Genomic DNA, 15107 nt, shown 5'->3' with positions numbered 1-15107 from the left:
TTTTGCACGTCATAGCGAGGGTCGACGTCGCTCACAAGGGTGTTGCGGGAGAAGGCATGCGGGCATAAACCCTGCATTACCTTATTTGACAGAGGCGACATGTCCGGCACCGACCACGATTCCCAAGCCCCATGGGGCGGAGCACAACCCACAGTTGTGTTAATTGCCCCGCAAATGGGCGAAAACATCGGCTCCGCCGCCCGCGCCATGTGGAACTTTGAGCTGCAGCGCATGCGCCTTGTCACGCCGCGCGATGGCTGGCCCAATCCGGCGGCAGTGGCGACCGCGTCTGGCGCGTCGCGGGTGTTGGACCATGTTCGGGTGTTCGACAGCACGGCGGATGCGTTGGGGGATATGGACTATGTCTTCGCCACCACCGCACGCTCACGCGATTTGACCAAGCCGGTGATGACGCCCGAGCGCGCGATGGAGCACACCCGCGCCATGATCGCCCAAGGAAAACAGGTCGGCATCATGTTCGGCCCAGAACGCGCAGGGTTAGAAAACGTCGACATCGCGCAAGCCAACGCGCTGATCTCAGTTCCGGTGAACCCAGGGTTTGCCTCGCTGAACCTTGCACAATGTGTGCTGCTGGTCGCTTACGAGTGGCGCCGCCAATCGGGCGAGGACGCGCCGGAAGTGGTGGAAATGGCAGGCACCGAATTCGCCAGCCAAGTCGAGGTCGAGAAGCTGTACGAGCATTTCGTGCAACGCTTGGATGTGGCGAAATTCTTCTACCCAGATCACAAGGCGGACTCGATGCGCCTGAACCTGCGCAACATGCTGTCGCGTCTGCCAATGACCAAGGCAGACATACAGACATTTCACGGCATGCTGCGACAGTTTGTGCGGTGGAAAGAACGCGGCGATTGACTTGTCGCGCCGCCTCGCGCGCCTTAGGTTGAGCGCGAACAAGTGAGGCAGGTTATGTCAGGCAAACGCAGCATCTTCGAAGAGGTCGAAACGGCCGAGAAACCCACCATCCAAACGGGCGTAATTGATCGCGCCGCCAGCCGCGGCAACAGGCGCGGGGTGCGGACTTGGTTGATGGTGCTATTTGCCTTGGTTGTGGTGATGATTGTCGTGGGTGGCTTGACCCGCCTGACCGACAGCGGCCTGTCGATCACGGAATGGAAGCCGGTGACAGGAGCCTTGCCGCCCATGTCGGAGGCCGCTTGGGATGCGGAGCTGGATAAGTACCGCACGATTCCAGAATACCAACTGCAAAACAAAGGCATGAGCCTCTCGGAGTTCAAATCCATCTATTGGTGGGAATGGGGCCACCGCCAACTTGGCCGCGTGATTGGCTTGGTCTGGGCCGTGGGCTTTTTCTGGTTCTTGATCCGCAAACAAATTCCCACGGGCTGGACAGGTCGCTTGGTTATCATCGGCGCACTTGGGGGGCTTCAAGGTGCAATTGGCTGGTGGATGGTGGCTTCTGGCCTGACGGGCGAGATGGTGGACGTGGCGTCCTACAGGTTAGCGACCCACTTGGGACTGGCGTTCGTTATTCTGGGCCTGATCGCGTGGTATGTGTTCTCATTGGGCCGCACGGACGCCGACTTGTTGCAGGCGCGCCGCTCGGGGTCCGTGCGCTTGGGTAAGCTGAGCATTTGGTTGATCGCATTGGCATATTTGCAAATCGTGGTCGGCGCATTGGTCGCGGGGATCGACGCGGGCCGCACCTACACGGATTGGCCATTGATGGGGGGGGACGTCTTCCCCGAGTTGGCGTTTGAGTACAGCCCCCTTTGGCGGAATTTCTTTGAAAGCGAGGCCTTGGTGCAATTTAACCACCGCACGCTGGGATATGTGCTGTTCCTGTTCGGCATGTTCGTTTGGTCCCGCGCTCGCGGTTCGGCCAGTCGTGCGGTGAAACGTGCGTTTGACTTGGTCGCGGTGATGATGGTGGCACAGATGACCTTGGGCATCACAACCGTGATCTATGCCGCCCCATGGCACTTGGCCATCGTTCACCAACTGGGCGCGGTGGTGCTGATCTGCTTGATCCTGCACGCGCGTTTCACAAGTATTTACCCACCTGCACAATCTGTAAGGACCTAAACCCTATGTCTGCATATGAAGACCTGATGGCCTATGAACGCACCACGCAAGCTTTGGCCTCGGTGGCGGGGCGCACGGGGTGGGACCAAGAAACGGTTATGCCGGAGGGTGCGGCTGAATTGCGATCCGAAGAGATGGCTGCACTTGAGGCCGTTTTGCACGCACGCCGCACCGATGGGCGGATTGGCGATTGGCTGGCCAAGGCCGAGGCCCCAGACGAGAAGGGGGCCGCGATCCTGCGCGAGCTGAAGCGGTCCTACGAGCGAAACACCAAGGTTCCAGAGAAACTGGCGACGGATTTGGCGCGTCACACCTCTGCGGGGCAGGGGATTTGGGCCAAGGCGCGCGCTGAGGATGATTTCGCCAGCTTTGCGCCGACACTTACGCGGATGATTGACCTCAAGCGCGAGGAGGCGGCCTGCCTTGCTGCGGGCGGCGACTTATATGATGCACTGTTGAATGACTACGAACCAGGGATGGAAGGGGCCGAGCTGCAAGGCTTGTTCGACCGCATGCGCCCGCGTCTTGTTGATCTGCGTGCACAGGTTTTGGCGGCAGACGCGCCCGCTGCCCTAGACCGCGAGTTTGACGAAGCCGGCCAAATGGCGTTGACGGCTAAGCTGGCGCAGGTCTTTGGCTATGATTTGAAATATGGCCGGATTGATAAGGCGGTCCACCCGTTCTCGAGCGGGTCGGGGACGGATGTGCGGATTACCACGCGCACCAGCCCGCGCGATCCGTTCAATTGCTTCTATTCCACGATCCACGAGGTCGGGCATGCGTGCTACGAGCAAGGCGTACGTGCGGATTACGCGCTGACGCCGCTTGGGGCGGGGGTGTCCATGGGTGTTCATGAAAGCCAGTCGCGGATCTATGAGAACCAATTGGGCCGCTCACGGGCCTTTACCGGCTGGCTATATGGCCAGATGCGTGACCAGTTCGGTGATTTTGGCGTGGCGGATGAAGATGCGTTCTACGGTGTCGTGAACCGCGTGAGCTCTGGCTTCATTCGGACCGAGGCGGATGAGGTGCATTACAACCTGCATGTGATGTTGCGCTTTGATCTGGAGCGGCAGTTGATTTCTGGCGAGCTGGAGGTGGCGGACCTAGTGGACGCTTGGAATGCGCGGTTTGAAGCGGATTTCGGCGTGACCGTCGACAAGCCGTCCAATGGCGTTTTGCAAGATGTGCATTGGTCCTTTGGGCTATTTGGCTACTTCCCGACCTACTCGTTGGGGAACGTCTATGCGGGCTGCTTGTACCAGTCGTTGCGCGAGGCGGTGCCTGCATTGGACAGCGATTTGGCGCGTGGCGATACCTCTGCGGCGACGACATGGTTGCGTGAGAACTTGCAGCAGTTTGGCGGGCTTCGCACACCTCGAGATACGATCACGCATGCCTGCGGATTTGAGCCGTCGGAAAAACCGTTGTTGGCGTATTTAGACCAAAAATTCGGGTCCCTTTACGGCCTTTGACGGACCCTCCGGGGGAGGTATTTTTGAAGCAATGATGTTGAAGGCCGCGCCTAGTTTACTTGTGGGGGCGGACTTCCTTTAAGGCGTCCACGATGTAGATGTCAGAAAGCGAAAACCCGCGAGATTCCGAGGCGCGAGTCTTGGGATGTGTGAGCAGGCTTTGCATTAGGGTCAAGAACTCTGGGTAACTATCAGCGATTTTCAATTTCTCGATCTCATCCGCCCCAAAGGAGATGATTTGGCCAGACCTGCCATTCGGTCCGGGATCAAAGTCGATGCCAATGTTGTTGCCCGCGCCATCGGCGGCAAAAGGGACCCAAGCGCTATTGGTATACATCGGTTTAATCGTGTCATGTGGCACAGATGTATAGTCATCGGCATAGTCTTGTGGGTCTTCGCGCGAGATGAGGACCCAATTCTCATAGTCGCGAATAATTCCATCAACGCTAAGCATTTGTGTGCCAAAGAAGATGCTGTTGCTGCCGTGACGCCCCGCACCTCCATTGTTTAACTTTAAAGCGGCGATGAGCTCAGGTGGGAGTTGGTGGAGGATTGCCGCCAGCAGCTTATCTATTTGAGTATCTGTAGCGCCTTTGGCCAATGTGCCCTTTTGAGATGGGAAGGCCTTATATACGGCTTCAGTGTATTGCGACCACGCGGAGGTCTGATTTGACGGCCTTAAACCCCAAATAGCTGCGGTGGTCAAAAGGATGACCACCGCAAGTACGACGTAAATTGGCTTCATTTATTCCGCCGCGATTTTGATCACCGGTTCCATGCGGGCTAAGATATCGTCTGCGAGGTGGCATTTGACCTGATGGCCTTGGGCCATGTCGCGCACGGGCGGGATGTCTTTTTCGCATAGGTTGTCCGAGACCTGATCCTTCCAGCGGCACCGTGTTTGGAAAGGGCAGCCCGGAGGTGGGTTCATCGCGGACGGGATGTCACCTTCGAGCACGATGTGTTGCTTCTCTATGGAGGTGTCCGCGATTGGAACTGCGGAGAGGAGAGCTTCCGTGTAAGGGTGATATGGCGGCTGGAAGACTTGATCCGTTGTGCCGAGCTCCACGACGTGGCCAAGGTACATCACCATAACACGATCAGATAGATAGCGCACGATGCTAAGGTCGTGCGAGATGAATAGAAGCGTGGTTTTGTTCTCGCGTTGGATCTCCATCAGCAGATCCGTCACGGCCGCTTGCACTGACACATCAAGTGCCGACACGGGCTCATCTGCCACCACGATCTTGGCGTCACCTGCAAAGGCGCGAGCGATGCCGACCCGTTGCTTTTGACCACCCGACAATTGTCGCGGCATTCGTGTGGCAAACTCGCGGGGCAGTTTCACGAGGTCCAAAAGCTCCAACATGCGTTGCTCGCGCGCGGCCTCATCATCGCCGATGCCGAAGATTTCCAAGGCCCGAATGATTTGCCGTCCCACAGTCATGGATGGATTGAGTGTGTCGAACGGATTCTGGAACACCATTTGGACGTTTGACACAGTCTTTGTGTCGCGCTCTTCAATCGGGGTCGCTTGTATTTCTTGGTTGTGGAGCAGGATCTGCCCTTCAGTTGCCGTCTCTAGGCCCATCAGAACCTTGGCAAAGGTGGACTTGCCACAACCGGATTCGCCAACGATAGCGAGGGTCTCGGATTCGCGGGCCTCAAAGCTGAGGGTTTCATTGGCCTTGACCACCTTTTTGTTGGCCCCACCAAAGAGGGCGGAGGCGGCGACTTCGTAGTATTTCTTCAGGTTGTCCATTTTTAGGACAACGTCACCGGGTTCCGGTTTCTCCGTCTGTGCGCCAATCTCGATAGGCGCGCTCCAGTCGATCTGGTCAATGCGAAGACAGCGCGATCCATGGCGATCATCGCCTTTAATGGGCTGCATTCGGATGTCACCTTGATTGCATAGCCCGTCTTGGAAGTAATCACAGCGCGGCCCGAAATTACAGCCCTGCGGGCGCTCATGGGGCAGGGGGAAGTTGCCTGGAATGGCCACCAAGGGCCGTGAGTTTTTGTCTGCTCCTGGTAAGGGGATCGAGCGGAACAGCGCTTGTGTATATGGGTGCTGCATGTCGTCAAAGACATCCTCGATGGAGCCTGTCTCGACCGCCTCGCCGGAATACATCACGCAGATGCGGTCGCAGGTTTCCAGCACCAATCCCAGGTTGTGAGAGATGAACAGCATCGATGTGCCGTATTTCTTACCCAAGTCCTTAACTAGTTCAACCACGGCGGCCTCGACGGTCACATCAAGGGCAGTTGTTGGCTCGTCCAAGATCAACAATGACGGCTTTGACATCAACGCCATCGCGATCACGATGCGTTGCTGCTGGCCGCCTGATAGCTGATGCGGGAAGCTGTTGAGGATGCGTGAAGGGTCGGGGAGTTTTACGTCCGTGACCACTTCCAAGGCGCGTTCATAGGCTTCCTTCTCGGAGGTACCAAAGTGGATCATCGGCACTTCCATCAGCTGCTTGCCGATGCGCATAGCGGGGTTCAGGGACGCCATGGGTTCTTGGTAGATCATCGCGATCTCGGAGCCGCGAATATCGCGAAGCTCCTCCGCGCTCATCGTCCCCAGATCGCGCCCTTTGAACTTGATCGAGCCGCCAACCACACGGCCATTGACGCCGAGGTCCTGCATGACCCCAAGCGCCACCGTGGATTTGCCACAACCGGATTCGCCCACGAGGCCCATGGCCTCGCCGGGTTGCACCGTGCATGAGAAATCCATCACAGCAGGGATTTCGCGTAACCGCGTGAAGAACGAGATGGAGAGCTGGTCGATCTCGAGGATCGGGCCAGTGTATGTATCATCAGACATGGGCTTAATCCTTCAGGCTTTCTTCACGCAGACCATCCGCGAGAAGGTTGAGACCGAGCACGAGGCTCATCAATGCAAGGGCTGGAACGATGGCAGGGTGTGGAAACACACTCAGCAATCGGCGGCCAGAGTTGATTGTGGTGCCCCAATCAGGGCTTTCCGAAGACAGACCAAGGCCAAAGAAGCCCAAGGTGCCCAGTAGGATCGTGGTGTAGCCAATGCGCAGGCAAAAATCGACGATCAGTGGCCCACGCGCGTTGGGTAGGATCTCCCACAGCATGATGTACCAAGGGCCCTCGCCACGGGTTTGCCCAGCCGCCACATAGTCACGTGTTTTGATGTCGAGCACGAGGCCGCGCACGATCCGGAACACAGTGGGCGAGTTCACGAAAACCACGGCGACGAAGACGATTAACACGCCGTCATCGATGGAGATGATGCCAAGAGGGTCAGCATTCCAAGCCATGCCCAGATAGATATAGCCCCCAATTAGGACGGTCAGCCCAACGTAGAGGTTTCGCTTGGCTGGCTGGGTGAAGTAGCGCGAGTCGAACAGCACAACCAAGAACACCAGCGGGAACAGGAACAAAATGGACGCCATGATCGTGGGCACCTTCCAGATATATTCCGTGCCAGGGATCGGGATACCTGCGGCGCGAATTTCTGGGGTCACCAGCAAGAAGAACAACAAGATCACAGGGAAGGCCAAGACCAAGTTCGCAACGAAGCTGATAATTGTATCCAGCTTGCCACCGAAATAGCCTGCAGGCAGGCCCAAGGTGATACCAACCATAAAGGCAAACAGGGTCGCCGCTGGCGCAATGACAAGTACCACTTGGCTACCCTTCACAACACGTGAGAACACATCGCGAGCAAGGTTATCGCCACCAAGTAGGTAGTGGGCATAGTCTCCATCCTCAGCGCCGCGCAGCGGTGTGCCGGGAACTTTGTTCTTCATGCCGGAGACCTGACCAAGCGGATCATGGGTGATGATCAAATCCATGGCTACAAAGACAGCTGTAAAGACCCAGAACATCACGATGGCGAAGCCGATCATGCCAATCGGGCTGTCGAACAGTTTGCCGTAAAGGCCCAGTTTACGCTTGTAGGTGATCGACAGATAGAAGGTCACGACAAGAGCGATCCAAACCGGAAGTAACCGAACGCCTAACTCTCCGATGATGCCTGCAGTGCCATATGGCGCAAGGATACCCGTCAACAGATACACGGCGCAAAGCAGTATAGTGAAGGCAGCTATAGGGAATATGAATTTCAACACATATTCTGAATTCGGCCCAGACGCTCGATTTGCGGTGACACCAAAGGCAGTCTGCGCATTCTCAAAGGTGTTGAGCAGAACATAGCCTGCAACAGAAAGGATCAATCCCAACACCGCAAATGTAAAGACCGGGTTCAAAATGGTGCCTAGCGCACCTGTCCAAGTGAGCGGCTCCATTATGAAATCCTAATGCGTGGGTTGAGGAACACGTAGCCGATGTCTGAGATCAGCTGCGTTAGCAAAACGACGACCACGGCCACAACCGAGCCACCGAGCAACAAGTCGATGTCGTTGTTCGACGCCGCTTGCACCAGCATCCAACCGAAGCCTTTGTAGTTGAACAGGGTCTCGGTGATGACGACGCCGGTTAGCAGGTAAGGGAACTGCAACATGATGACCGTGAAAGGCGCAATCAGCGCATTGCGCAGCGCGTGTTTGACGACGATGTTGCCAAAGCTGACGCCCTTGAGGCGCGCGGTGCGAATGTATTGCGCGGTCATGACCTCGGCCATGGAGGCGCGGGTCATCCGCGCCACATATCCAACCCCGTAAAGGGCGATGGTAGCCACGGGCAGGGTGATGTTAGCCCATGTGAAGTCGTCCATCGCGGAGGTGGCGGAGCCCTTGAACCACTTCAACCCGAAGGCCGAGGAGGCAAAGACCGCGATAAATATCACACCAGATACATATTCGGGCGTGGCAGAGGACGCGATCGAGAACGTTGAAAGGCTGCGGTCCATCCGGCTGCCTTCGCGCATGCCAGCAAGCACACCAATGATAAGCGCCAGCGGGATCATGACCGCGAAAGCAAGAAGTGCAAGCCACCCCGTCAGCCCCAGGCGTTTGGAAATGATCGATCCAGCGTCATCTTTAAACACCGAGGAATATCCCCATTCCCCTTGGATAACACCGCAGTAGCTTGGCGCTGTCTCTGGCGTGTTGACCCCTTCGCGAATGCATTTGCCGGTGGTCTTACCATCCTCGTCAGTAGAGACGTGGTTTGGCAGCACACCAAGCCAGCGCCCATATTTGACGGGCAGCGGGGCCATATAGCCCTCGCGCGTAAGATAGCTGACCACGGCCTCATCAGACATGCGGAAGTTGCCTTGGGTTTTAGCTAGCTTTTCAAGGTTGGGGTAAAGGTTCGTCATGAAGAACACGATGAACGTCAGGCAGAAAGCCGTCAGCAGCATCACGCCTACACGTCGTAGGATGAACATTCCCATTCGTGGGGTCCCTGTTTGCTGGCCGCGTTGGATGCACCCTTTTGGGCGTCTGAAGCCAAGGCAGTCTTGGCCACGCGGTATTAGTGAAAGGGCCGCACCTTGCGGCGCGGCCCTGACGTGATGGATTTATGCAGAGAAGCCGTATTTATAGATCTGCGGCAGATAGGCGATATGCATATCGGCGCCGACAATGCCCGGCTTCATGTGACGGTAGAGCGAACGCCAGTATGGCTGGATCGTAACCCCTTCGTCCCGCATGATAGTTTGCAACTTAACCATCACTTCGCGACGCTTGTCTGCATCGGCAATGGAGTTGGCTTCGGCAAGTGCCGCATCAAACTCAGCGTTGGAGAAGGCCGCTTCGTTCCACGCTTCGCCGGAGCGGTAAGCAAGGCCCAAAATCTGGACGCCAAGTGGGCGGTGGTTCCAGTTCGTGGAGGAGAAGCCATATTTGGTCCAGTCATTCCAGAACGTCGTGCCGGGAATAATCGTCCGCTTGATGTTGAAGCCCGCATCACGCAGCTGGGCGCCAACGGCGTCAGTTGTGTTCTTGCGCCAGTCATCGTCGATCGAGATCAGTTCGAACTCGTAATCGGCCATGCCTGCTTCATCGAGAAGCGCTTTAGCGCCCGCTGGATCGTGCTCGAAGCCAGGAACGTCCGCATACTCTGGGTGCATTGGACCCACGTGCGTGTTGTCAGCAATCTGACCTTGGCCCGCATAGCCCAACTCGAGGCACACGTTGCGGTCGACGGCTTTGGCGATGGCTTGGCGAACGCGAACATCCGCGTATGGCTTCTTGCCGTCCGCATCTTCGGCAACTTGGTTTGGACGAATAACGATGGTAGCCGCAGATGGCACCTCGGATTGCTCCCAGCCCAAGCCGCTCATGACGTCAACAAATTCGCCAACGGTCTCATACAAGATGTCGACCTCTTCGGCTTCTGCCGCTGCAACCCAAGCCGCAGGGTCTGTGCCATAATCGATGTATTCGATACGGTCGAGGTATGCGCCTTTGCCCGCAGCGTAGCCCCACCAATCGAAGCCGTCGTTGCGTACGAGGACAGCCTTCACGCCAACTTCCAACGATTCTGGCTTGTAAGGGCCGGTGCCGATTGGGTTCGCGATAAGATCTTCCGGAGTGCCAGTAGCCGAGCTGTGGTAAACCGCAGCTGGGTAGTCGGACATGCCAGCAATCAGTGTGATATCCGGCGCAGGAAGGCTCAGCTTAACTGTGTGGCCGTCCACTACACTAATGCTGCCCTCAAGGGCTTTGTTTGTGTTGGCGTCGACAAGAACCGCAAAACGGCCGGCCATCGAGTTGCCTTCAACTTCTTTATCGCACCAGTTTGCAACCATGCGCGCCACATCTTCTGCAGTGAAGTCGTCGCCATTGTTCCATTTCACACCCTTGCGGACATTCAATGTATATTCGGTTGCATCGTCGTTGATGGACCAAGCCTCAAGGAGCATCGGTTCAAAGGAGCCATCAGAGTTATACTCAACCAGATACTCCAACCAGCCTGCGGAAACATAGGCCATTTGCGTCCAGTCAAACGTGCGCGGATCTTTCATCGCGCGGACTTCCATCTGCATGCGCATAGTGCCGCCTTGCTCTGGCGTGGCGGCGTGACCGTCAGCTTTTGCTGGGGTCGCGCCGATCATGCCGTAAGCGGCGGTCGCGGTAACGCCCATCATGGTTGCGCGGGTCATGAACTCGCGGCGATCCAATTTGCCGGCTTTGTGCTCATCGACGTACATGTCCACTGCGGGATGCACTGGTCCGCCGTTAAAGGTTTGTTTGGTCATTATTTGTCTCCCTGAAGACGTTATTTAATCAGCCATTGTCCCGACGTTTCCCGGTCTGGCCGTCTTTGTGGATTACAGAAACGGGTATGCACCCGTTCTGCGGCAATTCACTGCACATCATAGCGCAACAGATTTGGTCGCGCGTCAACGGCTGGAAACGTCAGGGTGCAGCACAAAAGCGACAAGCGCAATGTCGAAAAGCGACATTTGCCCGTAAATTGGTCCGTTTGGCTGAAAAAGTTTTCGTGAGAAAGACGCGTTAGAGCGCGTTTACTTGGCTTTTCGGAACGCAGACGGGCTTTTCCCGGTATGTGTTTGAAAAGCCCTTGTAAAATACGCTGGACTGGAAAATCCAAGCTTGTCTGCGATGTCTTGGACCGGTCGATCCGTGTGCAGCAATGCTTCACAGGCCGCTTGTATGATCCGCTCTTGCAGCAGGGCTGATGCGGGCTTACCCACTGCGTTCTGTGTCAGGCGGGTAAGATGCGTAGGGGTGACCTGCAAGTCGGCGGCAAATTCACCTAAAGATTTGCCATCACGGTGGCCGATACTGACCACACGGCTAAACTTGCGCAGCACACGATCTGACTTACCCAACTCACCTTGAGGCTGCTCGCTCAAAGCGCGATCCAGCCATACGCCAATCATCATGGCATAGGCCATAACAGCGCGGCGCCGTCCGGTTCTTAGCTCCGCCAGCTCGCGAGACAACGCATCGATAAGGCCAGTGATCTCGCTTTGCGCATGTACTGTGGTGGGCTTCAACAAGGCCGGTCTGCGCGGAAATCCCACGGTTTCGTCACTCGGAAGCGAGACAACCATACCCTGGGGGCTGGCAAACATCTCGTAGCTGAACAGCGTGTTTGCGGGGATGTAGATGGCCGTATTTGGCCCAATGCCACGCATGCGGCAATCGACCATAATGCGGCCTTGCCCGCGGGTGATCCAAAATAGGATAGGGTAGTCAAGTGACTGCGCTGCATCCGTTCGCCATACCTCGGACCGTTGATGGGTCGCGAGGGTTTCGACTTGAGGAAGCGTGTGGCGGGTCATGAAAATCCTGATCAATATGGAGCGCAAAGCAGGCGTGCTTGTTTAGGCTATACAAGCAAAATTGTAGTTGGCGCATCTTCTGGCTGTCAAACAAACAATTTAGACCACTCTGTGTCAGTTCGACAACTCATCAGCGGATATCTGCGACCAGTCCTTCATTCGGGCGCGGAACCAAGTTCTTTGACGCTTAGCATATTGGCGCGAAGAGGTGATTGACCTTTCGCGGGCTTCTTCCAGCGAAAACCCGCCATTTAGGTAGGCCATAAGCTCAGGACCGCCGATTGCCTTGGCGGAAGGGCGCTGAATGTCCCAATCCGATTGCAAGGCTCGAACTTCATCCAAAGCGCCATTATCAAGCATTTGGTCAAATCGGCGTATAATGCGGTCGTCCAACCAAGGGACTGGCGCGTTCATAACAATAGCGGTGCAATTTTCGCGCTTCAAAGTGGGGGGCGGCGTTTCTGCCTGCCAATCGGTGATCGAGCGGCCAGTGGCGCGTAACACCTCCCATGCGCGCTGCACGCGGGCGCGGTTCAAAACATCGATGCGTGCGGTTGTGACGACGTCCAAAGCTTCTAGCATATCTTCGCGTGTCAGGGCCTCGGCTTCTTCCCGTACACCTGCGGGTATTGCGGGGATGTCTGCCAGTCCTTGGGTGAGGGCGGTAAAGTTTAACCCTGTGCCACCGACAATGATCGGTCTGCTCGGCTTGTCGAGTTGCGAGACCACGTCACGTAGCCAGTGACCCGTTGAGTAGGTGTCGCGGTAAGATACGTGGCCGTAGAGCGCATGATCGGCTTGTGCCAATTCACTTGCGTCAGGGCGCGCAGACAGCTGCTGCCAGCAATCAAACACCTGAAGGGCGTCTGCGTTTATAATCGTGCCGCCCAACTGAGCCGCAATGCGAAGCGCCAAAGAGGACTTTCCCGACGCCGTTGGCCCCGCGATAAGCACGGGTTTTTCGAGGCCTATTTGTTCAAGCAATTGCTGCATAAGACGGGTGGTATCCAATAAATCTTTGATTGTCTTCGTTTGGCTGTCGCTTGGCCGTTGAATCTCGCGGGGTTTTCCGACATTTTATGGTCACTTTGCAACAGCTCTAGCAGCTCCGAGAAAGGCCGCCCCCATGTCTGATGCCTCCAAAACCACATACAAGCGCGTAATGTTGAAGATTTCCGGCGAAGCGCTGATGGGGGATCAGGGATTCGGCCTGCACCCACCAACCGTGGAGCGCATCGCGCGTGAAGTGCAAACCGTGCACGACATGGGCGTTGAAATTTGCATGGTCATCGGCGGCGGCAACATCTTTCGCGGGCTTCAAGGCTCCGCCCAAGGGATGGAGCGGACCACGGCCGACTACATGGGGATGCTTGCGACAGTGATGAATGCTCTGGCGATGCAGGGGGCGCTGGAAAGTCTAGGCATCCACACACGTGTGATCTCGGCGATTACGATGAATGAGGTGGCCGAGCCATATATCCGTCGCCGTGCGGTTCGCCACTTGGAAAAGAAGCGTGTTTGTATCTTTGCCGCAGGCACGGGCAACCCGTATTTCACCACCGACACCGCCGCCACGCTGCGGGCCAATGAAATGTCCTGCGAAGCCATTTTCAAAGGCACCAAGGTCGACGGCGTCTACGACAAAGATCCAGCCAAGCACGATGATGCGGTGCGCTACGACGAAGTTAGCTTCGATGATGTGCTGCAAAAGCGCTTGGGGGTCATGGATGCGTCGGCCATCGCGCTGGCCCGCGACAACGATTTGCCGATCATTGTGTTCTCGCTGGACGAGCCGGGTGGCTTTAAGGGGATCCTCGCGGGCGAGGGGACCTATACCATCGTGAAGGACTAATTGGCGGCTAAGTGGTTGTTTTGAACCTCTAGCCACAGACGTCCGCTTGCTTTAGACACTCGGGCAACGAGCAAACCATATCAAGATGGGACCGAACCATGTCCGACGACTTCATCCTAGACACAGACGATATTCAACGCCGCATGGACGGTGCCATGAGTTCGCTGCGCACCGAGTTCGGCTCGCTTCGCACGGGCCGCGCCTCTGGCTCCATGCTGGAACCTGTGATGGTCGACGCCTATGGCTCCATGACCCCGATTAACCAAGTTGGGACCGTGAACGTGCCGGAGCCACGTATGGTGACGATCAATGTCTGGGACAAAGGCTTGGTCAACAAGGTGGAAAAAGCCATTCGTGAGAGTGGCTTGGGGATCAATCCTCAACTAAACGGCACGATCATCATGCTGCCTATTCCGGAGCTAAACGAGGAGCGTCGCCGTGAGCTGACCAAGGTTGCTGGCCAATATGCCGAGCACGCCCGCGTGGCCGTGCGCAACATTCGCCGTGATGCAATGGATCAGATCAAGAAAGCCAAAGCGGACGGCATGGGCGAGGACGATCAAAAACTTTGGGAGACTGAGGTTCAGGAGATGATCGACGCGCAAATCAAGCTGGTTGATCAAGCGCTGGATAACAAGCAAGAGGAGATCATGCAGGTCTAACTGCTGGTTTCCCCGTAAAGGCCGCCTGACAACAGCGGCTTTTCGCGATATACTGATAAAAACAACAATATTATATTGAGTGAAGCAAGATTGAGGTGCTGAGATGAGCGTTGAGGATATTAACTCGAACGGGCCTAAGCATGTCGCCATCATTATGGATGGCAATGGCAGATGGGCCGCGCAACGCAATCGCCCTCGACTGTTCGGCCACCAAGCGGGGGCCAAACGTGTCCGCCAAGCAGTTGAAACATGCCCCAGCTTGGGGATTAAATACCTGACAATATTCGCGTTTTCTACTGAGAACTGGAAGCGAACGCAGTCCGAAATCGCCGGATTGATGGCGCTGTTTCGTCGCTACATTCAACGTGAAGCAAACTACATGCATCGCTTGGGCACCCGTGTGCGCTTTATTGGCGACCGCGAGAAGCTGGACAAGAAGCTTCAGGCTTTGATGGATTATCTTGAGAAGCTGACCGAGAATAACGACACAACCCACCTGACCGTTGCCTTGAACTACGGGGCACGCGACGAGGTGACCCGCGCGACACAGCGTTTGGCTGTTGAGATCGCGGAAAAACGCCTGCGTCCCGAGCAGGTCGATTCTGAAGTGCTGGCCTCTTTCCTTGACACATATGTTTTGCCTGATCCCGATCTAGTGGTCCGAACATCTGGCGAAGCACGTATTTCCAACTTTCTGCTATGGCAATCGGCCTATGCAGAATATGAATTCATCGACACGCATTGGCCCGACTTTACGCCAGAGGTATTCGCAAGTGTGGTCGCCCGTTACGGCAGCCGCGACCGCCGCTTTGGCGCTGTTAAGGCATAATTGGCCTCGCCATCTGTAAATGAGAGAG

At 56.3% G+C, this 15107-nt stretch carries 13 protein-coding genes; 6 read left to right on the top strand and 7 right to left on the bottom strand.

Annotated features, from left to right (window positions below):
* The first annotated feature begins 99 nt into the window (after positions 1 to 99).
* Genes ABJN86_RS02595 through ABJN86_RS02585 form a run of 3 tightly spaced genes read left to right on the top strand, consistent with a single transcriptional unit; the run spans position 100 to position 3539 of the window.
* Complete coding sequence (locus tag ABJN86_RS02595) at positions 100 to 873, top strand: RNA methyltransferase (protein ID WP_348364226.1); 774 nt, start codon at positions 100 to 102, stop codon at positions 871 to 873.
* A 54-nt stretch (positions 874 to 927) separates the two neighbouring features.
* Complete coding sequence (gene ctaA / locus ABJN86_RS02590; protein ID WP_348364227.1) at positions 928 to 2064, top strand: heme A synthase; 1137 nt, start codon at positions 928 to 930, stop codon at positions 2062 to 2064.
* A gap of 5 nt (positions 2065 to 2069) precedes the next feature.
* Positions 2070 to 3539 (top strand): carboxypeptidase M32, encoded by a 1470-nt coding sequence (locus ABJN86_RS02585; RefSeq protein ID WP_348364228.1) that lies wholly within the window; start codon positions 2070 to 2072, stop codon positions 3537 to 3539.
* 55 nt (positions 3540 to 3594) lie between these two features.
* Here ABJN86_RS02585 and ABJN86_RS02580 read toward each other — a convergent pair whose 3' ends face one another.
* The 7 genes from ABJN86_RS02580 to miaA all read right to left on the bottom strand — a co-directional run bounded on the left by ABJN86_RS02580 (position 3595) and on the right by miaA (position 12729).
* Complete coding sequence (locus ABJN86_RS02580; RefSeq protein WP_348364229.1) at positions 3595 to 4284, bottom strand: SMI1/KNR4 family protein; 690 nt, start codon at positions 4282 to 4284, stop codon at positions 3595 to 3597.
* Positions 4285 to 6378 (bottom strand): ABC transporter ATP-binding protein, encoded by a 2094-nt coding sequence (locus ABJN86_RS02575; protein ID WP_348364669.1) that lies wholly within the window; start codon positions 6376 to 6378, stop codon positions 4285 to 4287.
* Positions 6374 to 7825, bottom strand: a complete 1452-nt coding sequence (locus ABJN86_RS02570; protein ID WP_348364231.1) for an ABC transporter permease — start codon at positions 7823 to 7825, stop codon at positions 6374 to 6376. The genes ABJN86_RS02575 and ABJN86_RS02570 overlap by 5 nt, the downstream gene beginning before the upstream one ends.
* A complete protein-coding gene (locus ABJN86_RS02565; protein ID WP_348364232.1) occupies positions 7825 to 8874 on the bottom strand; it encodes an ABC transporter permease in 1050 nt (349 codons plus the stop codon). The genes ABJN86_RS02570 and ABJN86_RS02565 overlap by 1 nt, the downstream gene beginning before the upstream one ends.
* A gap of 126 nt (positions 8875 to 9000) precedes the next feature.
* Entirely contained in the window at positions 9001 to 10683 is a 1683-nt protein-coding gene (locus tag ABJN86_RS02560) for an ABC transporter substrate-binding protein (RefSeq protein ID WP_348364233.1), read from the bottom strand.
* A 270-nt stretch (positions 10684 to 10953) separates the two neighbouring features.
* Positions 10954 to 11736 carry an AraC family transcriptional regulator gene (locus tag ABJN86_RS02555; RefSeq protein WP_348364234.1) on the bottom strand — a complete coding sequence of 261 codons (783 nt, stop codon included), beginning with the start codon at positions 11734 to 11736 and terminating at the stop codon, positions 10954 to 10956.
* 114 nt (positions 11737 to 11850) lie between these two features.
* On the bottom strand, positions 11851 to 12729 hold the full coding sequence (gene miaA, locus ABJN86_RS02550; protein WP_348364236.1) for a tRNA (adenosine(37)-N6)-dimethylallyltransferase MiaA: 879 nt from the start codon (positions 12727 to 12729) through the stop codon (positions 11851 to 11853).
* 133 nt (positions 12730 to 12862) lie between these two features.
* On the opposite strand from miaA, the gene pyrH reads away from it, so the two are divergent.
* The 3 genes from pyrH to uppS all read left to right on the top strand — a co-directional run bounded on the left by pyrH (position 12863) and on the right by uppS (position 15079).
* Positions 12863 to 13588, top strand: a complete 726-nt coding sequence (gene pyrH / locus ABJN86_RS02545; protein ID WP_348364238.1) for a UMP kinase — start codon at positions 12863 to 12865, stop codon at positions 13586 to 13588.
* 98 nt (positions 13589 to 13686) lie between these two features.
* Positions 13687 to 14250, top strand: a complete 564-nt coding sequence (frr, locus tag ABJN86_RS02540) for a ribosome recycling factor (protein WP_348364239.1) — start codon at positions 13687 to 13689, stop codon at positions 14248 to 14250.
* Between the two features lie 103 nt (positions 14251 to 14353).
* Positions 14354 to 15079 carry a polyprenyl diphosphate synthase gene (gene uppS / locus ABJN86_RS02535; protein WP_348364241.1) on the top strand — a complete coding sequence of 242 codons (726 nt, stop codon included), beginning with the start codon at positions 14354 to 14356 and terminating at the stop codon, positions 15077 to 15079.
* Positions 15080 to 15107: the final 28 nt, after the last annotated feature.

Origin of the sequence: Litoreibacter sp. (genome assembly GCF_039974535.1) — a bacterium.
Taxonomy (GTDB): domain Bacteria; phylum Pseudomonadota; class Alphaproteobacteria; order Rhodobacterales; family Rhodobacteraceae; genus Litoreibacter.
This window is presented reverse-complemented; position numbering and strand designations above follow the sequence as displayed.